The 26672-nt window shown below is 70.8% G+C and carries 21 protein-coding genes; 13 read left to right on the top strand and 8 right to left on the bottom strand.

What is annotated here, in order from left to right; genetic code table 11:
- The first annotated feature begins 29 nt into the window (after positions 1-29).
- The 6 genes from IMT31_RS05520 (at position 30) to IMT31_RS05495 (ending at position 6165) form a co-directional block, all read left to right on the top strand.
- Complete coding sequence (locus IMT31_RS05520) at positions 30-824, top strand: ABC transporter ATP-binding protein (RefSeq protein WP_363351675.1); 795 nt, start codon at positions 30-32, stop codon at positions 822-824.
- Entirely contained in the window at positions 817-1521 is a 705-nt protein-coding gene (locus IMT31_RS05515; RefSeq protein ID WP_363351869.1) for an ABC transporter ATP-binding protein, read from the top strand. Before IMT31_RS05520 ends, IMT31_RS05515 begins: the two co-directional genes overlap by 8 nt.
- Before the next feature lie 2 nt (positions 1522-1523).
- A complete protein-coding gene (locus IMT31_RS05510) occupies positions 1524-2405 on the top strand; it encodes a branched-chain amino acid ABC transporter permease (RefSeq protein ID WP_413544036.1) in 882 nt (293 codons plus the stop codon).
- Positions 2405-3463 (top strand): branched-chain amino acid ABC transporter permease, encoded by a 1059-nt coding sequence (locus IMT31_RS05505; RefSeq protein WP_413544035.1) that lies wholly within the window; start codon positions 2405-2407, stop codon positions 3461-3463. The genes IMT31_RS05510 and IMT31_RS05505 overlap by 1 nt, the downstream gene beginning before the upstream one ends.
- A complete protein-coding gene (locus tag IMT31_RS05500) occupies positions 3460-4722 on the top strand; it encodes an ABC transporter substrate-binding protein (RefSeq protein WP_413544034.1) in 1263 nt (420 codons plus the stop codon). The genes IMT31_RS05505 and IMT31_RS05500 overlap by 4 nt, the downstream gene beginning before the upstream one ends.
- Before the next feature lie 114 nt (positions 4723-4836).
- Complete coding sequence (locus tag IMT31_RS05495) at positions 4837-6165, top strand: MFS transporter (protein ID WP_413544033.1); 1329 nt, start codon at positions 4837-4839, stop codon at positions 6163-6165.
- An 8-nt stretch (positions 6166-6173) separates the two neighbouring features.
- Here IMT31_RS05495 and IMT31_RS05490 read toward each other — a convergent pair whose 3' ends face one another.
- Positions 6174-7088: a phosphatase PAP2 family protein gene (locus IMT31_RS05490; RefSeq protein ID WP_413544032.1), complete on the bottom strand. Its 915-nt coding sequence runs from the start codon at positions 7086-7088 to the stop codon at positions 6174-6176.
- A 185-nt stretch (positions 7089-7273) separates the two neighbouring features.
- Here IMT31_RS05490 and IMT31_RS05485 point away from each other — a divergent pair, with 185 nt between their 5' ends.
- From IMT31_RS05485 to menD, 4 genes are all read left to right on the top strand, one after another.
- A complete protein-coding gene (locus IMT31_RS05485) occupies positions 7274-7888 on the top strand; it encodes a hypothetical protein (RefSeq protein WP_345360433.1) in 615 nt (204 codons plus the stop codon).
- Between the two features lie 40 nt (positions 7889-7928).
- A complete protein-coding gene (locus IMT31_RS05480) occupies positions 7929-8981 on the top strand; it encodes an o-succinylbenzoate synthase (protein WP_413544031.1) in 1053 nt (350 codons plus the stop codon).
- A 171-nt stretch (positions 8982-9152) separates the two neighbouring features.
- The gene (locus IMT31_RS05475) at positions 9153-11234 is read left to right on the top strand and encodes a PhoX family phosphatase (protein WP_345360439.1); all 2082 of its coding nucleotides are present in this window, start codon (positions 9153-9155) and stop codon (positions 11232-11234) included.
- Positions 11235-11391: 157 nt separating this feature from the next.
- Positions 11392-13338, top strand: a complete 1947-nt coding sequence (gene menD / locus IMT31_RS05470) for a 2-succinyl-5-enolpyruvyl-6-hydroxy-3-cyclohexene-1-carboxylate synthase (RefSeq protein WP_413544030.1) — start codon at positions 11392-11394, stop codon at positions 13336-13338.
- 37 nt (positions 13339-13375) lie between these two features.
- Here the strand turns inward: menD and IMT31_RS05465 are convergent, their stop codons facing one another.
- Positions 13376-14815 carry an isochorismate synthase gene (locus tag IMT31_RS05465; RefSeq protein ID WP_413544029.1) on the bottom strand — a complete coding sequence of 480 codons (1440 nt, stop codon included), beginning with the start codon at positions 14813-14815 and terminating at the stop codon, positions 13376-13378.
- Positions 14816-14886: 71 nt separating this feature from the next.
- Here IMT31_RS05465 and IMT31_RS05460 point away from each other — a divergent pair, with 71 nt between their 5' ends.
- The 3 genes from IMT31_RS05460 to IMT31_RS05450 are packed head-to-tail and all read left to right on the top strand — an operon-like array spanning position 14887 to position 18202.
- Positions 14887-16236 carry a geranylgeranyl reductase family protein gene (locus IMT31_RS05460; RefSeq protein WP_413544028.1) on the top strand — a complete coding sequence of 450 codons (1350 nt, stop codon included), beginning with the start codon at positions 14887-14889 and terminating at the stop codon, positions 16234-16236.
- Positions 16208-17350 (top strand): polyprenyl synthetase family protein, encoded by a 1143-nt coding sequence (locus IMT31_RS05455; RefSeq protein WP_413544027.1) that lies wholly within the window; start codon positions 16208-16210, stop codon positions 17348-17350. Before IMT31_RS05460 ends, IMT31_RS05455 begins: the two co-directional genes overlap by 29 nt.
- Before the next feature lie 21 nt (positions 17351-17371).
- On the top strand, positions 17372-18202 hold the full coding sequence (locus tag IMT31_RS05450; RefSeq protein ID WP_345360451.1) for a type II CAAX endopeptidase family protein: 831 nt from the start codon (positions 17372-17374) through the stop codon (positions 18200-18202).
- Between the two features lie 7 nt (positions 18203-18209).
- Here the strand turns inward: IMT31_RS05450 and IMT31_RS05445 are convergent, their stop codons facing one another.
- The 6 genes from IMT31_RS05445 to eccD are packed head-to-tail and all read right to left on the bottom strand — an operon-like array spanning position 18210 to position 26671.
- Positions 18210-18701, bottom strand: coding sequence for an HIT family protein (locus tag IMT31_RS05445; RefSeq protein ID WP_345360454.1), 492 nt, complete (start codon positions 18699-18701; stop codon positions 18210-18212).
- Entirely contained in the window at positions 18701-19231 is a 531-nt protein-coding gene (locus IMT31_RS05440) for a hypothetical protein (protein ID WP_345360457.1), read from the bottom strand. The genes IMT31_RS05445 and IMT31_RS05440 overlap by 1 nt, the downstream gene beginning before the upstream one ends.
- 9 nt (positions 19232-19240) lie before the next feature.
- Positions 19241-20170 carry an EamA family transporter RarD gene (gene rarD, locus IMT31_RS05435; RefSeq protein WP_413544026.1) on the bottom strand — a complete coding sequence of 310 codons (930 nt, stop codon included), beginning with the start codon at positions 20168-20170 and terminating at the stop codon, positions 19241-19243.
- On the bottom strand, positions 20167-24234 hold the full coding sequence (eccCa, locus tag IMT31_RS05430; RefSeq protein WP_413544025.1) for a type VII secretion protein EccCa: 4068 nt from the start codon (positions 24232-24234) through the stop codon (positions 20167-20169). Before eccCa ends, rarD begins: the two co-directional genes overlap by 4 nt.
- A complete protein-coding gene (locus IMT31_RS05425) occupies positions 24231-25319 on the bottom strand; it encodes an AAA family ATPase (RefSeq protein WP_413544024.1) in 1089 nt (362 codons plus the stop codon). The genes eccCa and IMT31_RS05425 overlap by 4 nt, the downstream gene beginning before the upstream one ends.
- Positions 25319-26671 carry a type VII secretion integral membrane protein EccD gene (eccD, locus tag IMT31_RS05420; protein WP_413544023.1) on the bottom strand — a complete coding sequence of 451 codons (1353 nt, stop codon included), beginning with the start codon at positions 26669-26671 and terminating at the stop codon, positions 25319-25321. The genes IMT31_RS05425 and eccD overlap by 1 nt, the downstream gene beginning before the upstream one ends.
- Position 26672 lies beyond the last annotated feature (1 nt).

Below are 26672 nucleotides of genomic sequence, written 5' to 3'. Positions count from 1 at the left end.
ACCACTCGCACCAACAGAACAGAAGGCTCATGGCTGCTCGTTTGACGCTGGAAGGTGTCAACCTCCACTTCGGCGGGGTCACCGTGCTGAAGGACGTCGGCTTCGTCGTGGAACCGGAGACGGTCCTCGGCCTGGTCGGCCCCAACGGCGCCGGGAAGACCTCGCTGTTCAATTGCATCTCCGGCCACTACCGGCCCAGCTCCGGGTCCATCCGGATCGACGAGGCCGAGATCAGCCAGACCCGGCCGGCGGGGATGTCCCGCCACGGCCTGGCCCGGACCTTCCAGCACCCGGCGCTGCAGCTGGAGGCCACCGTCCTGGACAACGTTCTGCTCGGCGGGCACACGCGGCTGCCCGGCGGGCCTGCGCAGTGGGCCCTGCGCCTTCCGCCGATGGTGCGCAGCGAACGCGAACTGCGCACCGAGGCGCTGGGTCGGCTGGAGGACATGGGACTGGGTTGGGCGGCCCACCGGCGCGCCGACGAGCTGTCCCACGGCCTGCACAAGGGCGTCGAGCTGTGCCGAGCCCTGATGGCCCGCCCCCAGGTCCTGCTGCTGGACGAGCCGGCGGCCGGGCTGTCCAGCGGCGAGGTCGACGCCTTCATCCAGACCGTCCGCACCCTCCGGGAGACCGGTGAGGTCACCATCGTGATCGTGGAGCACCACATGGGCGTGATCTCGGCGTTGGCAGATCGCGTGGTGGTGTTGGACCACGGCAGCAAGCTCATGGAGGGCACTGCCGCCGAGGCGCAGTCCGACCCCCGGGTCGTGGAGGCCTACCTCGGCAAGGACAGCGGGGAGGGAGTCGGCGATGACGCTGCTTGAGATCGCGGACCTGACCGCCCACTACGGCTCCGTCCAGGTCCTGGAGGGCGTCTCCCTGACCGTCCCGGAACAGGGGGCCGTGGGCATCCTCGGGGCGAACGGCGCCGGGAAGACCACCACGCTGCGGGCCATCAGCGGCGTGGTGAAGGCCGGCGGGACCATACGCTTCGAGGGGCGCGACATCCGGGGCAAGCGCCCGGACGAGGTGGCCGCCCTGGGGATCGCACATGTCCCGGAGGGCCGAGGCACTCTGGGCAACCTCACGGTGAAGGAGAACCTGCAGGTCGGCGCCTATCTCCGGAAGGATCGGAAGGCCGTGCAGGCCGACATCGACCACCTGCTGGAGCTGTTCCCCAACCTGAAGGAGCGCTATACCTCGAACGCCTCGGCACTGTCCGGCGGCGAGCAGCAGATGCTGGCCGTGGGCCGCGCCTACATGGCCCGTCCCAAGCTCCTGTTGCTGGACGAGGCCTCCCTCGGGCTGGCCCCCAGCACCGCCCGGACCGTCTATGAGGCGATCCGGTTGCTGCGTGAGGAGACCGGCGTGGCCATGCTGCTGGTCGAGCAGAACGCCAACCTCGCCTTCACGATCGTCGACACCGCCACCGTGTTGGAGACCGGTCGCAGCGTCCTGAGCGGAACCTCGGCGGAGCTCAAGGGCCGCGACGAGATCCGCAAGGCCTACCTGGGAGGCTGACCATGGGCACCTTCATCCAACTCGTCGTCGACGGGCTCGCCATGGGCTCCGTGTACGGGGCCATCGCCCTGGCGATCGTCCTGGTCAACCAGTCGACCGGCATGATCAACTTCGCACAGGGCGGCATGGCCGTCCTCTCGGCCTACCTCGCCTTCACCTTCCTCGGGCTGGGGCTGCCCCTGATCCTGGCCATCATCGCGGCCGTGGCCACGTCGTTCGTCCTGGGGGCCGTGGTCGAGAGGTTCATCATGCGGCGCTTCATGGGCGGGGAGGAGGACACCCAGGTGGTGGTCACGGTCGGCCTGCTCACGCTGCTCACGGGCATCGGCGGATGGCTGTGGTCCTACAACAACCTCCAGTTCCCCTCCCTCTTCCCCTCCTCCGCGTTCAGTTTCCTCGGGGCGGCCATCAGCTGGCGGTCACTGGGCACCTTCCTGGTGATCGCGGGCATCATGGTGCTGCTGCAACTGCTGTTCCAGCAGACCAAGCTGGGATTGGCACTGCGCGCCGTGGCGGACAACCGGCAGTCGGCATCCTTCTCGGGGCTGCCGGTCAGCCGGCTGCTGATGATCGGCTGGGGGCTGGCGGCGGCCCTGGGTGCCGTGGCCGGCGCCCTGGTGGCGCCCCGGCTCTCGCTGACCCCGGGCATGCTGGACACCACCCTGGTCTACGCCCTGGCCGCCGTCATCCTCGGTGGCATCTCAAGCCCCGTGGGCGTGGTGGTGGCGGCCTGGCTGATCGGCGTGCTGGAGAACCTCGCGGCCGTCTACGTGCCCTTCATCGGATACGACCTGAGGATCGCGGTGCCGTTCATCCTGCTCTTCGTGGTCCTCCTGCTCCGGCCCCAAGGGCTGTTCGGGCGCAAGACCGTGGTGCGAGTCTGATGGGGGCGCAGCAGACCGGACTGTTCCGGAAGCCCTGGTTCCAACTCGCCCTCGCCCTGGTGGTCCTGGTGGCACTCGTGGTCGCCCCGCTGGTGCTGCCCATCCCGGTGAACCAGACCCTGGCCCGCATCGGCGTCTTCGCCGTCGCGGTGCTCGGCCTGAACGTCATCATGGGCTACACCGGGGTGGTCTCCCTGGGGCAGATCTTCTTCCTCGGCCTGGGCGCGTATGTCACCGCCTACGGGGTGAACGCCGACTGGAACATCGTGGTGGTGTTCATCGCCGCGGTGCTCAGCTGCGGCGCGGCCGGGGTGGTGGTCGCCCTGGCGGCGGCCCGGCTCGGTGGGTTGGCGATCGCCATGGTCACCATCGCGCTGCCGATCATCGGCGTGCCCCTGGCCAAGCGCCTCAGCGAGTTCACCGGCGGCTCGCAGGGCACCTCGGCCCGGTTCTCCTCCGCGCCGGACTGGACGGGCCTGGCCAATGACCAGTGGCAGTACTACCTGGTGCTCGCCATCGGCGGGGCCACGTTCCTGCTGGTGCACAACCTGGTCCGCGGCAAGTACGGCCGGGCCTTCCGGATCGTCAAGGAGAACGAGGCCGTGGCCGGCGCCATGGGCATCTCCCCGTACCACTACAAGGTGCTCTCCTTCACCATCGCCTCGATGGTGGGCGGTGTCAGCGGATTCCTCTACATGGTGGTGATCCAGTACACCTCACCGGAGACACTGGCCTTCCACCACTCCATCAGCCTGCTCGCGTCCATGGTGGTCGGCGGCGCCGGCAGCATCATCGGCTCGCTGATCGGCGGCATCTACTACGTGCTCGTGCCGAACTTCACCAACGAGGTCGCACCGACGCTCACCTCCCTGATCCAGGGGGCGATCCTGCTGATCGTCCTGTTCGTCCTGCCCGGTGGGATCGCCAGCCTGCCCAGGATGCTGCGGCGCCTGACCAGCCGCCGGACCAACCGTTCCACCCGTCGTTCCACCCCAGGCAGTCCCCAGGGCACCCCCGCCCAGGAGACCACTCCACCAGTAAAGGAAGACACGCCATGACCATCAAGAACAAGGTCCTCAGTGCCGTCGCCATGGGCGCTGTCGCAGCCCTGGCCCTGTCCGGTTGCGGACGCTCCGACGGCGGCGGGGGAGGCGGTGGCGAAGACGGTGGCACGGCCTCGAGCCCCGGGATCACCGACGAGAGCATCACGCTCGGGGTCACCACGCCACTGTCCGGCGGCACGGCTGGACCCGGCACCTGCACGGTGGCCGGCCTGGCGGCATACTTCGGCGCCGCCAACGCCGAGGGCGGCGTCGAGTTCGGTGACGGCAAGACCCGCGAGGTCGTCATCGAGGCCTTCGACGACACCTACGACCCGCAGAAGGCGCTGTCCAACTTCCAACAGAACCAGGGTGACGTCTTCGCCTTCACCTCCGGGCTCGGCACCCCCACCAACCGTGCCTACCGCGAGGCGGCCATCGATTCCGAGGTGCCCCAGGTGCTGGTGCAGACCGGCGACCCGATCTTCTCGGACCAGGCCGAGAGCCCGTGGCAGCTGGGCTTCGTGCCGATCTACCAGAACGAGGGTGAGGCCTTCGGCGAGCTGCTGGCCGGCTCCGACGAAGACCTCACGGTCGCGATCCTGTCCCAGAACGACGACTACGGCGAGGGCTACGTCGAGGGCTTCAAGGAGGCCATCGCCGGGAGCGACAACATCGAGGTCGTCTCCGAGCTGACCTATGAGGCCACGGACACCACCGTGGACGCCCAGCTGACCGAGCTGGCAGGCAGCGACGCCGACGTGTTCTTCAACGCCATGTCCATCACCCCGCTGGTCATCTCCGCGATCGAGAAGACCCGCGAACTGGGCTGGTCACCGAGCTGGTTCCTGCCCTCGAACACCTCCAGCCCGGTCGCGATCCTCGACCCCGCCGGGGCGGATGCCGAGGACGGCTTCTACTCGGTGTCCTTCGCGAAGGCCCCGCAGAGCCCGGCCTTCGCCGAGGACGAGGATGTGGTGGCCTTCCTCGAGAACCTCGAGGAGTACGCCGCGGACTACACCACCACCCCGGACTTCCCGCACTGCATGTGGAGCTACATGGTCGGCGCCACCCTGGAGGAGTCCTTCGCCTCCATGACCGAGCCCACCCGGGAGAGCTTCATGGAGGCATTGCGCGGCATCGAGGACCTGCGGGCCCCGCTGATGCTCGAGGGAACCTCGGTCAACACCACCGAGGACGGCCAGCCGGCCGTGTCCTCCGTGGTGGTGCAGAAGTACAACGGCACGGGCTACGCGACCGCGGAGTCCTTCGACTGATCTGACACCCTGCCCGAAGTCCACGCATGACGTCGGCCCGGCCGGTCCCAGCGACCGGCCGGGCCGCTGCGCGGCCGGGTAGCGTGGCTGTCCTCCGGAGGCGAAAGGTGCGCGATGTCCGAAGCCGAGGGCCGGCGTCGCCGCTTCCACCTCCGCGGCGGACCGCTGGAGCAGGCCTTCCAGATCTATGCGCCCTCGGCGGTGTACTCCGTGGGCCTGGGGGCGCTCACCCCCGCCATGGCCCCGGCTGCCACCGCGTTCGGAGCCTCCGTGGCGCTCGCGGCAGCCTCCGTGGTCCTCGTGGGACTCGGCTCACTCGTGGCCAATGCCCCGGCCGCGTGGCTGGCCTCCCGCGCGGGGGAACGCGCGACCATCATCGTCTCCGCCTGGACGGGGACCCTGGGCGCCCTGCTGACGCTGGCCGCCGTCGCCGGTTGGTTGCCGGTTCCGGATCAGACCGGACTGGGGATCCTGATGGCGGGCTTCGTGGTGGTCGGTATGGCCGGAGCCGGGTTCAACCTCGCCCGGCAGTCCTACCTGGCCGTGGCCATCCCCGGCAGCCACCGGGCGCGGGCCATGTCCACTCTCGGCGGCACCATCCGGATGGGCCTGTTCGCCGGTCCCTTCCTCGGTGCCGGCCTGCAGACGATGCTCGGTCTGCAGGGGGCCTTCGTGGCCGCCGTGGTGGCCATGGCGCTTGCCGCCGGGCTGAGTTTCACCATCCGCAACCTGGAGGCCCCCGGGCGGCACCAGAGTCCGACGACGTCCGGGACCCCTCAACCTCCGCTCGCCGCACAGCCCCCGGTCACCGGCGGCGTGCCGACCCCGCGGCCCACCATGCGCTGGCTGGCCCGTGAGCACCGCCGGGTGCTGTTCACCTCCGGGATCGGGGTGGTGTGCCTGTCCGCGGCGCGGGCCAGCCGTTCGGCCGTGATCCCGCTGTGGGCCACGGAACTGGGGCTCTCCCCGGCGGCTGCCTCAGCCATCTATGGGCTCTCCGGCCTGGCCGACCTGCTGATGTTCTACCCCTCTGGGCTCATGATGGACCGCCGGGGCCGCCGCGTGGTGGCGGTGTGCTGCCTGGGCGGGTTGGCCCTGGGGACCGCGCTGGTCCCGCTGACCGGCTCCCCGTGGTGGTTCGCCGCAGTCGCCCTGGTGGTGGGTCTGGGCAACGGCTTCGGCTCAGGGATCGTGATGACCCTCGGGGCGGACTACTCCCCGCCGGACGGCCGGCCCCAGTTCCTGGCCCTGTGGCGTCTGCAGTCCGATGCCGGCATGCTCGCCGGGCCCGCGGCACTGTCCGCGGTCACCGGACTGGCGGGGCTGGCCTCCGGCATCTGGGCGGTGGCCGCGATCGCCGCCGTGGGGGCACTCATCTTCGCCCGCGTGCTGCCGCGGGGGCCCGGCCCTGTGGCTGAGCCCTCGGCCGAACCGGTCCGCTAGCCCTCCTGCTACCGCCGCCCCGTCTGCCAGCGGAAGAACGCGGACAGTGCCGCGAACACCAGTAGCCCCGGGCCGGTGGCCATCAGCAGCCCGGTGAGGAAGTGCCATCCCGAGAACCACTCCGGGTCCGAGGTCAGCGCCGCCGTCCCGCCTCCCGCTTCGAAGGCACCCCACGCGCCCAGGGACAGAGCCGCGCCGGCCGCCCAGAGGGCGCCGTCCCAGCCGGGGTGCCCGCCGGGGTGGGGGTACCTCCGCGAGCGCCTGCCACGGGTGTTCCAGTCCGCCCCGGTGCGCAGGATGACGTAGCCGGCGGCCAGCCCCCAGAACGCGGCCACGAGGTAGGCGGCCACCATGTCCGCCGGGCGGTGCCAGGTCTCGATGAACGTGGCCGCGCCCACGGCCGTGGCGAAGAGCGCGCCCACGGTGGCGGTCAGCGGCCGCCACCGTGGGGCCACCATGAGGAACACGGCCACCACGGCGGCGGCCGCGAACGTCGTGTGCCCCGAGGGCAGGGAATTCCCGGTGTAGTAGGGCACCCCGTTTTCCAGGTCCGGGCGCACCAGCACCCAGTTCTTCAGCACCTGCGTGGTCAGGTTGGCCGCCCCGAAGGCCAGCGCAGCCACCAGGGAGGCGAGCCACCGCCTCCGGTAGACGGTCAACACCAGGAACACCACGACGCCGGCCACCCCCACGATCTGCGGCAGCCGGTTGAGCACGGTGAGGCTGGACCCCTGCAGTGCCTGCAACCGGTGTGAGGCGGCCTCCAGGGACAGGTACTCGGTCAGCTGACCGGACTGCGTGGTCACGAAGACACGGAACACCACGGCCACGAGTGCCACGGCCACCACCATCGCCAGCGCCCAGGCCCACGTGCTGCGGGCCGGGCGGAGCCGGATCGGGGAGTCGGAGAGGACAGCGGGCATGCTGACCATTCTGGTGCAGCCCGCTGGGAGGACGCCGAAAAGCGACCCGTGGCGCCGCTCACGCCGCGCGTCCGCCGCGCGCCCGCTGCCGGACACCTGGCGGTCAACCACTCTTCGCCCAAGTGTCATGGAGGCGTCAGCCGCAGCTGGACCGGGGGCGTGGGTTCCGGCCTACTGTATGGACCATGGCACACAGTGCGGGGAACGCGCCCGAGCACCAGCACCAGCACACGGCCGTGAAGAAGGCGCTCTCCGTCTTTGGGCCGACGAGCCGCCAGGAACCCATCGAATGGGCCGGCGAATCGCCCCTGGCGCCGGAGCTCGCCCGGTTCTACCGGGAGGCCGGCCCGGAATGGATCGAGATCGACACCGCCGGGCTGCCCTTCCTGTTCTTCCCCCTGGAACGGCTCTGGGACGAGCAGGCCGGCTACCGGTGGAACCAGCGCACCGGTGCCCTGCTGGTGGACTGGAACGAGGAGTGGACGGTGGTGGCCAAGCAGGGCGCAGATCCGTTCATCCTGGACGGGCTGACCGGCAAGATCCTGACGGCCCCCGGAGATGACGGCTGGGAGGACCGGCTCGACGATCCCGAGCCGACCTTCGACTCGGTGGAGGAGATGACGCTCGCGCTCACCGCCACGGGTGGGGCCTGGGCCCGGTGGGACGATCCCTTCGACGAGCAGTGGAGCCTGCGCCCCGAGACCACCGATTCCGTGGTGGAGGCGCTCGAGGGCGTCCTCGGCGACCACGCCCGCGCCGCCGCCGTGGCCCGCAAGTTCGGCTACTACGCCGCCGTCTGAGGCGGCACCAGACGGAGCGGGCCCTCCGTAGACTGGGCCGGTGACTGAGAACGGTGTCCCACCCCTGCTGGACGGCCTGCGGATCCCGGGCCCGGAGGAGCTCCTGGACGGGGCCGTCGTCGTGTCCCAGCCGATGCACACCCGCTTCCGGGGGACCACTGTGCGCGAGGCGATGCTGCTGCGCGGCCCGGCGGGCTGGGCCGAGTTCTCACCCTTCCCCGAGTACGGTCCGGCCGAGTCCTCTAGGTGGTTGGCCGCGGCGATCGAGGCGGGCTGGCACGGCTGGCCGGCACCGGTGCGGGACACCGTCCCCGTCAACGCGACCGTGCCCGCGGTGGCGGTGGCCGACGTCGGGCGGGTGCTGGACTCCTTCGGCGAGGTCCCCGCCGTGAAGGTCAAGGTGGCCGAGGCCGGCCACGCGGGTCCGGCAGGAGTGGCCGAGGACGTGGCCCGGGTGGCCGAGGTGCGCCGGTTGAGGCCGCGGGCCGCGGTGCGCGTGGACGCCAATCAGGGTTGGGACCACGACACCGCGCTCGGGGCGCTGCTCCGGTTGGCCGAGCACGGGCTCGAATACGCCGAACAGCCGGTGGCCGGGATCGACGGGCTGGCTCGGCTGCGCGAGTCCCTGATCGCCGCGGGAGCCCCGGTGCGGATCGCCGCAGATGAGTCGGTGCGCAAGGAGACCGACCCGCTCGCCGTGGCCCGCGCCGGTGCCGCCGACCTCGTGGTGGTCAAGGTCCAGCCGCTCGGCGGGGTGCGCCGCGCCCTGTCGATCGTCGAGGCCGCAGGACTGGACGCCGTGGTGTCCTCCGCCCTGGACACCTCCGTGGGAATCGCCGCCGGCGTGGCACTGGCCGCTTCCCTGCCGCGGCTGCCGCATGCCTGCGGTCTGGGCACCGTGGCGTTGTTCACCGAGGACGTGCTGGAGCCGCCTCTGCGCCCGCGCGGCGGGCACCTCGCCGTGGGCGCGGCCCTCCGGCCGGTCCCGGACGCCGGCGCCCTGGTGCGCATGCGCGCGGACGAGGATCGGCAGCGGTGGTGGCGCGAACGGCTGCGGGCGGCCTGGGCCGAGATGACCGCGGTGGGGGCCTGACCAGCGGATTCGCACCCATCCCCATGACCTAAATTCCGCTCATCGATTGTTCACCGGAAGGTCACCGGAGGGCTCCCGGACGTCGTCCTGAGGGGGGCAGTGTAGGTCTGTGCCGTGGATGAGGCGTCCCCGGTACCTGACCCGTAACACCGTCTCCGATAGGACACCCCCATGCTGAAGCGTCATCTCCCCATGGTCGGCCACACCCGCGGCAACCGACTGCCCATCACCTGCGAGCTCAAGTGTGGCAGCGCCTGCTCGCACCCGGTGCCGAACACCTCGGACAACTCGCACTTCCGGGACATCGCCAACGCCGCGATCTCCCGCCGCGCCGCACTGGGCCTGGGTGGCGGCCTGGCCGCCGCCGTGGTCATCGGCGCGAACGCCCTGGACAACGCTCCTGCGGCGGTGGCGGACAACGGAGTCTTCCCGAAGGGCGGAGGCAAGCTGCCGTTCACGGCCATCGCACCGGTGGAGCGCAGCGTGGATGACGTCACCGTGCCGGAGGGTTATGACTGGACCGCCATCATCCGCTGGGGCGATCCGTTGTTCGCGGACTCATCGGAGTTCGATCTGGAGCACCAGACCGGTGCCTCCCAGGCGAGCCAGTTCGGGTACAACTCGGACTACCTCAACGTCATCTCGGACGGCGGCAATGACCGCACCGGGTACCTGGTGAACAACCACGAGTACACGAACGAGAACCTGATGTTCTCCCCGGAGTACATCAAGTCCAACCCGAAGGACGTCGTCGAGGCCGCCATCGAGGCCCACGGGCTCTCCATCGTGGACCTGAAGCGGGCCGGCAAGGGCCAGCCCTGGGAGTACGTCGTCGGCGGCCGCCGCAACCGCCGCATCACCGGCTCCACCCTCTTCACGGTGGACGGCCCGGCCGCCGGCTCCGACCTGCTGAAGACCAAGGACGACTCCACCGGCACCAAGGTGCACGGCACCTTCAACAACTGTGCGGGCGGCACCACCCCGTGGGGCACCGTCCTGTCCGGTGAGGAGAACTTCAACCAGTACTTCGTGGGCACCGGCGCCGCGGCCGAGCGCCGCATCGGGATCGCTCCCGGGCCGACCTCCCGCCGCTGGGACACGGTGGACCCGCGCTTCAACCTGAACAACGAGGGCTACGCGAACGAGGCCAACCGCTTCGGCTGGATCGTGGAGATCGACCCGGAGGACCCGACCTCCACCCCGGTCAAGCACACGGCCCTGGGTCGCTTCAAGCACGAGGCCGGTACCGCGGTCATCTCCCGGGACGGCCATGCCGTGGTCTACTCCGGTGACGATGAGCGCAACGACTACGCCTACAAGTTCGTCTCCCGGAAGAAGTACCGCAAGGGCGACAAGAAGCACAACATGACCCTGCTCTCCGAGGGCACCCTGTACGTGGCCCAGTTCCACGGCAACTCCCCGGAATCCGAGATCGACGGCTCCGGCGCTGTTCCCTCCGACGGCGACTTCGATGGCTGGGGCCGCTGGATCCCGCTGGTCAAGAATGACAAGTCCCTGGTCCCGGGCTTCACCGTGGAGGAGGTGCTCGTCAACACCCGTCTGGCTGCGGACACCATGGGCCCCACCAAGATGGACCGTCCGGAGGACTTCGAGGCCAACCCGGTCACCGGCAAGGTCTACATGGCGCTGACCAACAACTCTCAGCGCGACGCCGACGCCATCGACGAGGCCAACCCGGTTCCGGGGAACCGCGACGGCCACGTCATCGAGATGATCGAGCGCCGTGGGGACCACACCTCCGAGCGCTTCAACTGGAACATCCTGTTCCTGGCCGGCGATCCGAACCAGGAGGGCAACCACGCCTACTTCGACGGTGTGCCGCTGGATCAGGTCTCCCCGATCTCCTGCCCGGACAACCTGGCCTTCGACTCGAAGGGCAACCTCTGGGTCTCCACGGACGGACAGCCCGGCAAGATCGGCTACTCAGACGCCCTGCACAAGGTCACCCTCGAGGGCCGCAACCGCGGGCTCGTGGAGCAGTTCCTGGCGGTGCCGGCCGACGCTGAGACCTGCGGTCCGGTGATCCATGACGAGGACAACTCCGTGTTCGTGGCGGTGCAGCACCCGGGTGAGGGCGGCGACTGGGGGGCCCACACCTCCTACTTCCCGGACTTCGTCCCGGAGGGCCCGCTGAAGGGGGACAAGGTCGCCGTCCCGCGGCCGGCCGTGGTCCAGGTGTTCTCCACCACCGGCAACAACGGCGTGGGTCGGGGCAGCGGCAACGGCCGCTGACCACCGCTGACCCCGCGCACAAAGTGACCTCGCCCCCACCGTTGTGACGGGGCGGGGTCACTTTGTGCCTGGGGGAGGTGCCTGGGGGAGGGGCCCGCGGGGTGGATGGCCCACTGGAGTTCACCGCCCGCTCAGACAGTCTCCGTAGGATGAAGTCATGGAGCATTCCCGGCACGAGCCCAGCCTGCACAGCACCACCCTCGCCCTGGACTCCCAGCGGGTGGCCCGGACGGTGACGGAGGCCCTGCTGGAGGGCGGACTGCGTGAGGCCGTGCTGGCCCCCGGCTCCCGTTCGGCCCCGCTGGTCTACGCCCTGGCGGAGGCGGAGCGCGCCGGCCGCATCAGGCTGCACGTGCGCATCGACGAACGCTCGGCCGCCTACACGGCGCTGGGGCTGTCCCTGGCCTCCGGCCGGCCGGTCGGTGTGCTGACCACGTCCGGAACGGCCGTGGGCAACCTGCTCCCGGCGCTCATGGAGGCGGACCACTCCGGGGTCCAGCTCGTGGCACTGACGGCGGACCGTCCGGAGGAGCTCCAGGGCACCGGCGCCAACCAGACCACGCGGCAGGACGGGATCTTCCCGCTGCACGTGCGCTTCAGCGCCACCCTCAGCGGGGACGTGCCCCCGGACCCGGACACCGAGGAGGTGCCGGAGTGGCTGGCGGCGGAGGCCGCCGAGGTCACTGACGCGGATCCCCGGGCCACCGCACGGCAGCAGCACACCGAGCACCTGCGCTCCCTGGTCTCCCGGGCGCTCTTGGCCGCTGGGGGGTTCGACACCGAGGAGGTGGACGGGTTCGGTGGGACGCCGGGCGTCGCCGTGCGCGAGTCCGCGCCCGGACCGGTCCACCTGAACCTGCGCTTCCGTGAGCCCCTGGTGCCCGCGGAACCCACCGCGACGGCCGAACAGGGAGACGACGCCGGCTGGGTTCCGGCCGCCGGCGAGGAGGTCATCTCCGGGCCCTCCGGTCCCGTGCAGGTGAACCCCATGGACCTCACCGAGCAACTCGACCTGGATGTCGCCGAGCTCGCCGAGTCCCGGACCGTGGTGGTGGCCGGCCACGGCTCCGGCCCCCTGCCCGCAGCGTTCGCCGCAGCCCTGGGACTGCCCCTGCTCGCCGAGCCGAGCTCGAACTCGCGCTTCGGGTTCAACGCGATCGGCGCCTACCCGTGGCTGCTCGGGTCCCAGGGGGGACTCGGGGAGGACTCGCACCCCCTGGCCGAGGCCATCGAGCAGGTCATCCTCTTCGGCCGCCCCACCCTCACCCGGCAGGTCTCTGCCCTGCTGGCCCGTGAGGACGTGGGTACCGCCATCCACCAGCCGGAGCCCGTCGCCTGGTTCGAGCCCGGGGCCCGCAGGGAACGCCCCGTGGAGGACCTCGAGGAACTGGCCGTGGTGGCCGGGCGGGGTCCCACCGGCTGGTTGACTGACTGGCAGCGGGCCGGCGTGATCGCCCAGTCAGCGGTGGAGGACGCCCTGTCCACCCGTCACGACGCGGTCGGCCGCCCCGGGGCGCTGCGCACGAGTCAGCTCGTGGCCAGCACCGTGCGCGGACCGCTCGTGCTCGGCTCCTCCTCGGTGATCCGGGACGTGGACCTTGCGTGGCGTCCGCCGACGTTCCCGGAGGCCGTGGTCTTCGCCAACCGCGGCCTGGCGGGGATCGACGGCACCGTCTCCACGGCCACCGGCATCGCCCTGGGCACGGGGCGGCGCACCGTGCTGCTGTGCGGGGACCTGACCCTGCTCCACGATTCCGGCGGGTTGTTGATCGGGCCGGGGGAGCGGGAGCCGGATCTGGACATCGTGGTGGTCAATGACGCCGGCGGGGCCATCTTCGCCGGGCTGGAGCACGGCCTCGTGGCGCGGCGTGAGGGGATGGGCCCGGTGGTGGAGCGCTTCTTCGGCACCCCGCAGGACGTGGACGTGCGCTCGCTGTGCGCGGCCTACGGGCTGGACTGGGCCCCCGTGGACTCGGAGGACGGGCTGCTGGCCGCCCTGGGCAGCCCCGCCCGGGGGCGCCGCGTGCTGGAGCTGCGGTCGGATCGCTCCGCCCGCCCGGAGGTCCGGCGCCACGTGGAGGATGCAGTCCACGCGACATTCTGAGTGGCCCGCCGCGGCCCGACGCGGCGCGCTGCGGCACCTAGGCCCGCGGTGCCAGCTTCAGGTCCAATCCCAGCGCCTGCAGCATGGGACGCATCTTCGCGTGGGTCTCGGCCAGTTCGGACTCCGGATCCGAGGCCGCCACGATCCCGCAGCCCGCGTACAGCCGGACCGTGTGGGCGTCCTCCACCACGGCCCCGCGCAGCGCGATCCCGAACTCGCCGTTCCCGTTGCCGTCCAGCCACCCCACCGGGCCGGCGAAGAGTCCACGGTCCAGGCCGTGGTCGGCGGACTCCAGTTCCCCGATGAGCGCGGCGGCCTCCTCCCGGGGGGTGCCGCACACGGCTGCCGTGGGATGCAGCACCTCGGTGAGGGCCAGGGCGCCGGGGCCGGTGCGCCGCGTCCCCTGAGCCCCCACGAGCCGTGCGGTGACGTCCGTGGCGAGGTGCCACACATTGGGCAGCTCCAGGACGAAGGGCTCGTCCGGGGCGTCCAGGGACGTGGTGAACGGCTCCAGCCGCTCGGTCAGGGAGTCCACGGCCAGCTGGTGCTCGTGGCGCTGCTTGGGGTTCTCGGAGAGCATCTGCCCCGCGTAGTCGGAGCCGGCGGCGCCCTCCGGTGCCCCGTCCCGGTCCAGGGTCCCCGCCAGGACCCGGGCACGGGCGGTGTCCCCGTCCACCTTGACCAGCATCTCCGGCGTGGAGCCGATGAGCCCGCCCACGGCGTAGGTCCAGCAGTCCCGGTACTGCACCGTCAGGGTGCGCAGCACGTGCGGGACGTCCACGGGATCGGTCGAGCGGACCACGGCGTCCCGGGCCAGCACGAGCTTCGTCAGGGCACCGGCCTCGATCTGCTGCACCCCACGGGCGACGGCGGCCCGGTAACCCTCCTGGGAGAGCGTCCCGTCCGAGAGTTCGAGACCATGGGCCGGAGTGCCGCTGCCGCTCTCCCGGCCCGCCGCCTCGGCGAGCAGCCCGGCCAGCCGCTGCTCCGCCTCGGCCCGGCCGGGCCGCCAGCCGGCCGCCGCTCGCTCCGCGTACTCCGGGGCGTCCAGGTCAACCTGCCAGGTCAGCCAGGATCGGCCGTGGGCCAGGCCGACCACGAACTCGGGGACCAGCAGGACTGACTCGACGGGGCTGTCGTCGGAGAAGGCGAACGCGGCGAAGGCCAGCGGGGAGCGCCGGGGCAGGCCGTCGTCGGGCACGGTGCTCCGGCGCGCGCCCGCTGATTCGGCAGCCTCGGCCTCGGTGGCGGCCATCCACCAGCGGCGGGCCGACTCGAAGCGGCCGGGCCCGGTGGTGCCGTAGCGCGCGGCGGTCCCCAGGCCGACCATGCCCTCACCGTCGCGGATCCAGGCGCTCTCCGAGCCGGTGGTCAGAAGATCTGCCAGTCCGGCACCGTCGGTGCCGTTGGGCAGGGGGGCGGCATAGGTGCAGGACGCCAGACGGGGTGCCGGTGCCGCAGATCCAGGGTTGCTCATGTCCACACCAGAGTACCGTCAGCGTCGAGGGAGTACCGGCGGCAGCCGGGATGCTCTGGGACAATGGCGGGGTGGAGTCAACAACGCGCACTCAGGTCCTCATCGCCGGCGGCGGCCCCGCCGGAGCCACCGCCGCCTGGCACCTGGCGAACGCCGGGATCGAGGTCACTGTCCTGGAGAAGACCGCCTATCCACGCGAGAAGGTCTGCGGTGACGGGCTGACCCCGCAGGCGGTCCGTGAGATGGACCTGATGGGGATCCCGCACGCCGCAGAGGACGGCTGGCAGCGGATCCGCGGACTGCGGTTGGTGGCCGGCGGCCGCGCCGTGGAGGTCCCCTGGCCGAAGACCCAGACCTGGCCGGACCACGCCTTGGTGCGCAGCCGCAACGACTTCGACGAGATCCTGGCGAACCACGCCCGGGCCGCGGGGGCCACCATCCTGGAACGCCACTCGGTCACCACCGTGCTGCGGGCCGAGGACGGCGCCGTCAACGGGTTGCGGGCCGAACTGCTGGACGGGCGCGGCCGCAAGACGGGTGAGTTCCGTGATTTCCACGCCCCGATCGTGATCGCCGCGGACGGCAACTCCACGCGCACCGCGGTCTCGGCTGGACTGGCCAAACGGGACGACCGCCCCATGGGCGTGGCCGTGCGCGCGTACTACGCGCTGCCCGAGGACTCCCCGCGCCGGCACGACGACTGGATGGAGTCCTGGCTCCAGCTCCCCGATGCCCGCGGCAACCTGCTGCCCGGCTATGGCTGGCTCTTTCCGCTGCCGGACGGCACCGTCAACGTCGGGCTCGGCATCCTGGACACCTCCCCCCAATTCGGCAAGCTCAACTACCGCTCCATCCTCAAGGACTGGTCCGGGGCGCTGACCGAGTCCTGGGGGCTGTCCGAGGAGACCCGCACCTCTAGGATCCTCAGTGCCGCCCTGCCGATGGGCTTCAACCGCACGCCCCAGCACGTGCCCGGGATGCTCCTCGTGGGGGACTCCGCCGGCATGGTCTCCCCCTTCAACGGGGAGGGGATCTCCTTCGCCATGGAGGCGGCCCGGATGGCGGCGGACCTCGCCGTCACGGCATTGCAGCGCCCGACGGCGGCCGGCCGCGAGGCGGAGTTGTCCAGGTATCCGGTGCTCACCCAGGAGACCTGGGGCGGCCACTTCGCGCTCGGGACCCGCTTCGCCGAGCTGATCGGCCACCCGGCCGTGCTGAAGGCGGCCCTGGCCACGGGGATGCGGGTGGCACCGCTGTTGCGTTCCGTGGTCCAGGTGATGGCCAACCTCGTGGATGAGCGGGGGACGGCCCCGGTGGACCGGGTGGTCCGGCTCCTGGAATCGGCGGTCCCCGCCGCCACCACCCAGGGGCTGGCCGCGGGGCCTCGTCCCGATGCGCCGTCCCCGGCCAACGTTGGATAGTCTTGCTCAGGTGACTGCACCCGAGCCCGCCTCCAGCGCCGACGTCTCTCGCGACCTGTCGATCGGCTCCCTCACCCTGCCCCGTGGTTTCGAGAACCTGGCGGAGCACGGTGAGCTGATGGACGTGGTCATCACGGCCCTCGACGAGGTGGAGCGCGAGCTCTCCGAGGCCGTCTCCAATGCGGACCAGTTGGCGGATCACACCTCCCGGCACCTGCTGGAGGCCGGCGGCAAGCGGATCCGCCCGCTGCTGACCATCCTCTCCGCCCTCGTGGGGGACCCGGGAGTCCGGACCGGTCAGGTCGGCGAGGTCGCTGCGGCAGTCCGCTCGGCCGCCGTCGTGATGGAGCTGACGCACCTGGCCACCCTGTACCACGATGACGTCATGGACGAGGCGCCCGTGCGCCGCGGTGCTCCGGCCGCGCACCAGGTGTGGGGCAACTCGATCGCCATCCTGGCGGGGGACCTCATCTTCGCCCGGGCCTCGCTGCTGATGGCCTCCCTCGGCCCCGAGGCCGTGGCCATCCAGGCGCGCACCTTCGAGCGGCTCGTGATGGGCCAGCTGTGGGAGACGGTGGGCCCCACGGAGGATGACGATCCCCTGGACCACTACCTGCGCGTGATCGGCGGGAAGACGGGCTCGCTGATCGCCGCGGCCGGCCAGCTGGGCGCACACTTCGGCGGCTGCGACGCCGCCACCGTGGGTCTGCTCGAGGAGTACGGCGAGAAGGTGGGGATGGCCTTCCAGCTGGCCGACGACGTGATCGACCTGACGAGCTCCTCCCACGCCTCCGGCAAGACCCCCGGCACGGACCTCAGGGAGCGGGTGCCGACCCTGCCGGTGCTGCTGCTGCGGCAGGTGGCGGCAGGTGACTCGGCAGACGCGGCCTCGGCCAGCGCCGCCCTGGAGCTGGTGGACGGCCCGCTGGACACGGACGAGCAACTGTCTGCAGCAGTGGCAGCCGTGTCCGCACACCCGGTGATCGGGCAGGCGTGGGAGATCACCCGCGGCTGGTCGGCGGACGCGGTCCGTGCGCTGGCACCGTTGCCAGACTCCCCGGTCAAGGGCGCGCTGGTGGCCTTCGCCGAGTATGTGGTGGACCGCGAGTCCTGACGCCGCCCTCCGAACGAGACCATGTGCACCGCTCCGGCCCCGGTGACCGCGCACCCGATCGCGGTCTTGCCGGCCGCCGCGGTGAGCACGGCCGCGGTGCTGCTGTTCGGTGCACAGGTTGATCTGCCCGGCTACCTCCTGCTCGCCGCCGGGGTGGCCGGCGGCCACTGGACCGATCAGCGCGGCTACTCGAACCGGCTGGGCACCGACCTGCTCCTCATCGCCCTCGCCCTGGGCTTCATCAGCCTGATCTCCCTCCATGCGGACATCTCTCCCGAGGGGATGGCCCGGTTCACGGTGGCCCTGGGAGGTGCGGTGGTGATCCCGTATGCCGTCTCACGGTGGGTCTATCGGGAGCACGCGGTGCGCTTCCCCTGGGCCGGCGGGCGGTGGAGCCGGCGGATGTGGGCCTACCTCGTGATCGTGGTGGTGGCCGCCTATCTGATCCTGCCGTTCTACTTCCTCACCTCGGGCGTCTACCGGAACTGGCCCGCGGTCGCCGAGTGGCATGAGATCGCCCGACTGTTCGTGGGCGTCAACGCGGTGGGGCTGTGGGACGAGCTGTTCTTCATCTGCACCGTCTACACGCTGCTGCTGCGGCACTTCCGGCCGGCCGTGGCCAACCTGCTGCAGGCGGGGATCTTCGTCTCCTTCCTCTGGGAGCTCGGCTACCAGTCCTGGGGGCCGGCCCTGACGATCCCCTTCGCCCTGGTCCAGGGGGCGATCTTCTCCTGGACCAAGAACCTCTGGTACGTGGTGACGGTGCACCTGCTCTTCGACGCGGTGGTCTTCCTGGTGATCGTGCACGCCCACCATCCGGCGGCGCTGCCGATCTTCCCGCTCGTCCCGTGAGGGCCGGTCAGGGCAGCCGGGTGGGCGTGGCGTCCAGCGCGGCGGCCAGCTCCCGGGCCTTGACCGCCCTGACCTCCGGGGCCACCGGGTGGCGCAGGTGGCGGTAGAGCTGATCCTCGTACCACCGGGGGAACACGTGCAGGTGGTAGTGCCACACGTGTTGGTTCCCGGCGGGCTCGTTGTGCTGGCGGGTGGAGGTGCCGTCCGGTGCCCAGGCCTGTTTCATGGCCAGCGCCACCTGGCGGGCCATCAGGCTGATCCGCTGCAGCACCCGGTCGGGCAGGTCGTACAGCGTCTCATAGTGCCGGGTGGGGGAGATCATGGCGTGACCCTCGTGATCGCCGAAGCCGTCCACGGCGATGAACACCATCACGTCCTCGTCCTGGTAGACGAGGTCCTCGAGTGCACAGCGGTTGTCCGGGGCGGAGACGTCACCGGCCGCCAGCCCGCAGAAGGGACAGACATAACCCTCGGGGGCGTGGGAGGTGGGCGGGGCCATCACTCGAGGGCGTCCTCCCCGGCATCATCCCGATCATCTGCCTCGTCAGGCTCCTCGAAGGTCCAGTCCAGCAGGTCCGAGGTGAACTCGCTGAACGTCCCGCCCTCGCACTTCCACACGCCGTGCTCGGAGTCCGCCCCCGTGGAGCGGCGCCACACCAGGGGATCCGGCAGCTCGGCGTCCTCCACGCGCAGCCCCCAGACGGTGGTCTCCCCAGCATCCTCGAGGAAGAGCAGGAACCCGTCCAGGATCTCCAGCTCGTCCGCGTCCCAGAAGAAGTGGTCAGTCTCCAGCAGGTCCGGGCAATTGCCCAGCGCAAGGTGGAACTCGTAGAGGGCCAGGGGCATCGGCACGCGGCCACTGCCGTTGAGTCCGGCCTCGGCGGCTGGGGAGGCGGCCAACAGGGAATCCAGCTCACCGGGCTCCATCCCGTCCTCCGGGGACCAGGGCGTCTCCAGGTGGGCGGGGACGAGCTTCTGGAAGATCGGCAGGAAGACGGAACCGGACGGAGCGGTGGGATCTGCAGGCATGCGCCCAGTCTAAGGTCTCGGGTTGCGCCGGGCCGCGCGCAGCGAATCGACCATCAGCACCACCAGGGCGCACCAGATGAGGATGAACCCGGCCCAGCGCCCCGTGCTCATGGCCTCGCCGAAGAGCAACAGGCCGATGAGGAACTGGATGACCGGGTTGATGTACTGCAGCAGCCCCAGCAGGGTCAGCGGCAGGCGGCTGGCCCCCGCCCCGAACAGGATCAGGGGAATGGCGGTCACGGGACCGGAGAGCACGAGGATCCAGAAGTGCCCGGTGCCGTGGGAGAACAGGGTCATCTGGTCCGTGGCGGCCAGCCACCACATGCCTGCCAGGCACACCGGGATGAGCAGGATGGTCTCGGCACCCAGGGAGGCCACCGGGCTGACGGACGTGGCCAGCCGGCTCTTGACGATGCCGTAGCCGCCGAAGCTCAGGGCCAGCAGCAGCGCCAGCCACGGGAACGCCCCGTGGCCCACCACCATGACCACCACGGCCGTCACGGACAGGGCCACGGCCGCCCACTGGGCCCGGCGGAGCCGCTCGCCGAACAGCACCACCCCGGCCAGCACGGAGATCAGCGGGTTGATGAAGTAGCCCAGCGCCGCCTCGAGGGTCTGCCCCGAGACCACGGCATAGGTGTAGATGGCCCAGTTGCCCGTGATCAGGACGGCGGCCAGGGCCGTGGCACCGAGCCGCCGTGCCCCGCCCAGCTGCCGGCCGACGTCGTTCCAGCGCCGAAGGGCGTACAGCAACACCACGCAGGTGACGAGCGTGAAGCCGATCCGGGCGAAGACCACCTCGAGTGCGGTGGCCGGTTCCGTGGCAGCCATGTAGAGCGGCAGCCCGCCCCAGAAGAGGTAGGCGCCCGCACCGAAGCCCAGTCCCGCCGCGGTGACGGGGCGTTGGCCGGAGGCGGCGGTGGGATCCGGAGGAGTCACCCCGTGGGTCCCGCGGTGGCGCCGGGCTCGCCGAAGAAGGTCTGCACGGTCATGACGGGCTTGCCCGTCTGGAGCAGCTGGCCGCGGCCGGGCGGCATCTTCCGGGCCTTGACGCCGTTGATGAGATTGCCCTCGCGCCTGTCACCGGACATGATCAGGGCCGAGGTGCCGTTGTCCCGCAGGGTGGAGAAGAACGACTCGTACATGCCGCGGGAGGCTCCGCGCACTCGCCGGGTGAGCACGAAGTTGACCCGCAGCTCCGCGGCCATCGGAATGAACGGGATGAACCCCCCGAGCGGGGACTGGCCGCCGCCCACCGTCAGCACGTCGTAGTCGTCGATCAGGGCCACGACGCGCGTCTGACGCTGCGTGGTGGACTGGTCCTCCTTCGGGTCCTGGCGTTTGCGCAGTTCATTGACGACAGCACCCACCAGGGACTTGGCGGCCTCGGCATTGGTGGCGTAGCCGCCCAGGTAGTCGTCCGGGACGTAGTCGCCGAGACCGCGGCGGGGATCGAAGACCACGAACATCAACTCGTCGTCGCGGTGGTTCGCGGTGAAGCGCCGGACCACCTGGCGCAGCAGGTTCGTCTTGCCGGTCTCCTCGTCGCCCATGACGATGAGGTTGCGGTCCGCTCGTTCCAGGTCCAGCTGCTGCACACCCAGGTCCAGCTCGCGCAGGCCCAGCGGGAACAGTCCCTTGCGCTCCGGGGTGGGGACCGAGGAGGCCTCGACCTCCTGCGGCAGGACGCGGACCTTCATGGCGGAGCCCGTGGAGAAGCGGCCCACATCTGCCACGAGGTCCTTGAGCCCGTCCGTGGCCGATTCCCGTTCCGCCTGACCGTCGATCCGTGGCAGGGCCAGATGGCCCTGGAGCTTCAGCGGCATCAGCCCGCGCCCGGGCGCCGCGGGATTGACGTTGGCGGCCAGCTTGCGGTCGATCGTCGAGTCTCCCGGCTCCGAGAGGGCCAGCTCGATGCGGTGGGTGAAGTACGTCTGGTGGGTGGCGCGGATCTCGTTGTTGCGGTTGACGGAGGAGATGATGTGGATGCCGTAGCCGGAGCCGCGCGTCATGATGGAGACGATCTTGGGCAGCAGGTCATCGAACTCCTCCTGGAACTGGCCGTGGCCGTCCACCACGAGGAAGATGTCCGCACTGGGCAGCTCGGGGATCTTCCCCGCGGCGTGCAGACGCCGCATGGTGGTGAGGGAATCGATGGAGTGCTTCTCGAAGACCCGTTCCCGGTGGGCGAGCATCCCCGTGATCTCGTCCACGGTGCGGGAGACGACCTCGGTGTTGGTACGGATGGCCACCCCGCCCACGTGGGGCAGGTCCTGCAGCGGCAGCATGCCGGACCCCAGCAGGTCGATGCAGTAGATCCCCACCTGCTGCGGGGAATGGGTCAGCGCCAGTGAGGTCACCAGCGTCCGCAGCGCGGTCGACTTGCCGGACTGGGGGCCTCCGTGGATGATCATGTTCCCCGAGCCGGAGGTGAAGTCGATCTCCCACAGGCCCTGCCACTGTCTCGCCGGATCGTCCAACAGGCCGACCGGCACGGTGAGATTGCCGCCGGCGGGAAGGCGCAGTCCCTCTTCCGTGTTCTTCGGCTCGCCCACGATCTGGTCCAGGGTCGCCTCGAGGGGCAGCGGTGGCAGCCAGATCGGCTTCACGGAGGGCGGGTAGGTCCGCAGGGTGTCCATCATGGTGGACATCACCGTGGGTCCGGTGGTGCGGCGGGCCGGCCCGTCCTTCTTCTGGGCGGGTGCGCCCTCCTCGCCGGGCTGGCTGGCGGACTGCTCCTCCAGGAGCAGCGAGTACTCCGGTGCCGTCAGGACCACCGGGATCTCGTCCTGCGGATTCCTCTCCTCTTCCTCCTCGATCACCTCGTCCTCCAGCGGACCGGAGACATAGCCGGACTTGAACCGCGAGTACACGGTGGTGTCCACCTTGAGGTACCCGTAGCCGGGCAGCGGGGGCAGGTGGAAGGCGTCAGGGGTGTCCAGGACGGTGCGGGACTCGGATTCGGAGAGCGTGCGCAGCCCGATCCGGTAGGACAGGTACGTCTCCAGGCCGCGGAGCTTGCCGGACTCCACGCGCTGGGAGCTCAGCAGCAGGTGTACGCCGATCGAGCGGCCGATGCGCCCGATGGACAGGAACAGGTCGATGAAGTCCGGGCGGGCGGTGAGCAGCTCCCCGAACTCGTCGATGATGACGACCAGGTGGGGGAGCGGTTCGATGTCCCGTCCCTGGGACCGTTCCTCGTCCCGGTGGATCTGGTAGTCGGTGATGTTGGCGATGTTCCCGGCGGCCTTGAGGACCTCCTGGCGGCGGAGGATCTCCCCGTTCAGCGAGGCGTAGACGCGTTCCACCAGGGTCAGGTCATCGGAGAGGTTCGTGATGATGCCCGTGACATGGGGCGCCCCCTCGAAGGGGGCGAAGGTCGCACCACCCTTGAAGTCCACCAGCACCATGGCCAGGCTGTCCGGCGAGTGGGTGGTCAGCAGGCCGAACACCAGGGAGCGCAGCATCTCGGACTTGCCGGAGCCGGTGGCACCCACGCAGAGCCCGTGCGGACCCATGCCGAGCTGTGCGGCCTCCTTGAGATCCAGCAGCACCGGCTTGCCCTTGTCATCCGGTCCCAGCGGGACGCGCAGGAAGTCGGCCTGGGACCGGGGACGCCAATTGCGCTCGACGTCGGCCCGGTCCAGCGCCGGTGACAGGTGCAGCATCTCCAGGAAGGAGGAGGACGAGGCCGCCTCGGCGCCGGTGTGCTCCAGGGAGTCGAGCGAGAGCCGGAGGGGGGCGATCTCCGCCGCCAGGCCCGTGGCCGTGCTGGCGTCGAGAGGATCCAGCACGCCTTCCGTGCGCACCGGGTTGCCCTGGTCCTTGGTGCGATCCTCCAGCAGGAACTCCGGGCGTCCATCCGTCCGGCCATCGCGGAGGGTGATGCGGTAGGACACCTCGGAGGGCTCCTGGAGCCGGTCCTCGCACAGGTGGATGGCGGTGATGGCGCGGGCCTGCAGGCCGAAGTGCGAGTCCCCGAAGGAGATGTCCTCGGCCGTCTGGCCGTAGCGGTCCACGATCACGATGAGACGTGACAGCAGTGCGGGCCCACGGAGCAGCTCATCGCCGAACTTGGTGTTCTCTCCCGTGACCTTGGAACGGAACTGCAGGTCCGCGTCCAGGAGGTCCTCCAGGGACTCCGGGTCCGGGGCGATCAGCTTGACCGGCCCGGTGAAGTGCTTGGCGGAGTTGTCATCCAGATGGGGCAGCAGCTCGAGCCAGTCCCAGTCGGCACGGTCCTTCCGGGGCGTGATCAGGGCGATGCGCACGTCCTCCGGGGACTGCAGGGCCGCGGCACCGGCCACGAGTGACCTGGTCGCCTGGAGGGCCAGGTCCCGGGGGCCCACCAGGGAGATGCTGCCCGCGGAGTCGAGGGGGACGGTGACCGGCATGTCCGGGGCCACCTGGAACCTGCTCTTGAGGGACTCGGCCTCCCGCACCATGAACTCGTCCTGGAGGGAGGTGGAGGTCTCGGTCAGGGAGATGTCGATCTGGCGGGTGGGGCGCCGCCCGGATCCCACCCGGACCTGCAGGAAGTCCTCGTGGTAGCGGCGCCGCTCCCACACGCGGGCGGGGTTCCGGACGATGTCGAACAGCGCTGCCGGGGGCGGGGAGGCGGCACGGGCAGCGAGTTGGGCGCGCTGCTCATCGTCACGCAGCCGGACCCGGGTCCGTTCGAGGTACCGGGCATAGGTGTCCCGCATGGTCTTGCGCAGACGCCCGGCCTTGCCCCGCTGGGAGAACATCATGATCACGGCCACCGTCAGGGAGAGCATCATGGCGATGGCCCCGACGGCGGCGAACGGGCTCTGCCGGAACGTCATCATGACCATCATCGAGGCGCCCGCGGCGAACATCGGCATGATGCGCAGGAAGCCGGCGTTGCTCTCGCCCTCGGCCGCGGCCGGGTCCATCGGCTGGGGGCCCTCGATCTGGAAGGGCCGGTACAGGCGGGCGGGCGCCGAGGTGCGGGCGGGGCGGTGGATGATCTTCCGAGTCACCGGTGACGTCCCCCTGCCAGCGGCGCCTGGGAACCCGCGGCGTTGGCCGCCGCCAGGGCCTGGGCGGACAACTCCGCGGCGGCGAGCCTGTTCTCCGGCCGGATCAGGGGCAACGTGATGCCCACCCCGCCGCCGATGTGGCGGTCATGGCGCACGGCGACGGCGCCCACGCCGATCCGGGTCAGGGCGGCGGCCTGGGACAGCGGGTCCAGGACAGCGCCGGCCGCGGTACCCACCACGGCCGCCACCACGGGGATGGCCCCCAGGAACGGGTCGGACTGCCAGTGGCGGAGGTAGCCGGCCGCCTCGTCCACCCCGGCCGCGGTGGCCGGCACCACGAAGACGGCGGCATGGGCACGGGTGAGCACGGCCGCCGTGTCCGGGTGCTCCAGTCCCGTGGGGCAGTCGATGACGGTGACGGGGAAGTAGCGAGACAGGCCGGACAACAGGGTGGTGGTGGCGGCCTCGCCCAGGGGCCGTCCCGTGACCCTCGGACCCGTGTAGTACAGGTCGTTGGCGGCGAGGGACATCAAGGAGGCGACGGAATCGAAGGTGGTGGACTGCATCGCGGCCAGGCCGGCGGCGGTCTCTTCCGCTCCGGGAGCCGGCCGGTTGCCGAGCCGCAGTCCCAAGGAACCGCAGGCAGGATCCAGGTCGAGTGCGGCGACCGGCTCGGGGCGCAGGGTGGCGAACGAGGCGGCCATCAGTGCTGAGACCGTGGTCTTCCCGGCACCGCCGCGCAGGGACACCACGGCCAGGCGGCGGCCCGTGGTGACGGGGGACTGGACCACCTTGGCGGAGGCCAGCATCCGGTCACCGGTCCGGTCATGTCCCCACAGTCCACCGAGTGCCCGCCAGCCGCGGGACCACAGGTTCAGGGCAGGGCGCCGCGCATAGTCTCGCTGGACCCGGGAGGCCACGGACTCGAACCCGGTGGAGGGGTCGTCCTGAGCCTGGTGGACGTCCTTCCGCAGGTCGGACCGGGTGGACCAGTGCACCTCGTCCCCGGCCGAGCCGGTACCGGGGCGGGGACGCGAGGGGGCTGGGCCGGCGTCGTTCCAGGGGTCCAGGGGAGCAGAGGACATCAGAAGGTCTCCAACAGGGTGGCGTAGATCCCGTAGTAGCCGATCAGCAGTGGGATGGGGGCGAAGAGGGCGAGGGCCTCGATGGTGTCTCCGGTCTTGCGCATCCGGGCCTGAGAGTGCTCCGGCAGGTCCACGGACAGCCCGGAGCCGGCCACGAGTGCCACCACGAGCAGCACGCCCAGGAACACGCCCTCGTAGTCCGGGAGGAAAGCGGTGGCCAGGCGGACCAGTGCCAGCACCCCGAGGCCGGTGGCCAGATAGAGCGGAATGCGCTGGGCGGCCAGGGGGAAGGAACGGGCGCGCAGTCCCAGTGCCAGGACCATGCAGGCCAGCAGCGGGAGGGAGTAGGGGTAGGCCAGGGAGTCCCCGCCCACGAGCCACAGGGACAGGGCCGCGGAGACGGCGCAGATGATGGCGCTGGAGACCAGGCCTCCGTGGGCGGAGTCAATGGCTGTGGCCACATCCCGGCGCAGCACGGCGGCGCCGTTGGCGTGCTTGTCATCCATCCCCGCCAGCCCGGACACCCCGAGGGCGATCGCCGGGAGCATGCCGAGCACCAGGAGCGTGACGATCCCGGCGATGGCGGCGGCGCCGACCACCGGATCCGCTGTCCGGTCCCCGATGGCCCAGACGGAGACCGCGGGGGCCACGGCCCAGACGAGCACCAGGACACCGGTCACCGCAGCGGAGATGAACATGGACAGGGGGCGGTTGACGATGAATCCCAGGACGCCCTGCACCAGTGCCGCCAGCGCGCCGAGGGCGATGAAGGACCACGGGGCGTCCAGTCCCAGACCGAAGAGCCCGGAGACCATGAACAGGGTTCCCGCCCCCGCGAGGGTGCCGGCCACGGCCTGCTGGCGGCCCGGGGAGGAGACCGTGGCCGCCGCCACGAGGGCCACCGCGCCCAGGGCCAGATTCACCCAGTCCTGCTGCTGTGGCGCGAAGGACTCCAACAGCCCCGTGATCGCGAGCCAGACGCCGAGTGCTGCGAGCAGCCCGGAGATGATGAACTTGTACACCGGGGACCACCGGCCCGTGACGGCCTCCGTGTGGTCCGAGACGGTGTCATTGAGGTCGTAGACGATCGGGGAGGGCGGGGCCTCGGTGCGGGAGACCAGGCGGAGCCGTTCGCCGTCGAGGACCCCGGCCTCGCCCAGGGTCTGCGCCGCGGGTACCTCCCCACCGTCCGTCCGCACCAGCAGCTTGGCGCCCAGGGAGTCCTCTGGCTGGTCTCCCAGCACATCCAGGATCTGGGGCATGAGGGTGCCGAGCGGAGCGTCTGAGGGCAACAGGAGGTCCGCGTTGCGCCTCTGGCCCACCAGGGCCACTCGCGTGTAGGGGCTGGGCACG

The organism is Citricoccus nitrophenolicus, assembly GCF_047305825.1.
In the GTDB taxonomy this organism is placed as follows: Bacteria; Actinomycetota; Actinomycetes; order Actinomycetales; family Micrococcaceae; genus Citricoccus; species Citricoccus nitrophenolicus.
Note: the sequence above shows the minus strand (reverse complement) of the source record. Positions and strands in the feature narration are given on the sequence as shown.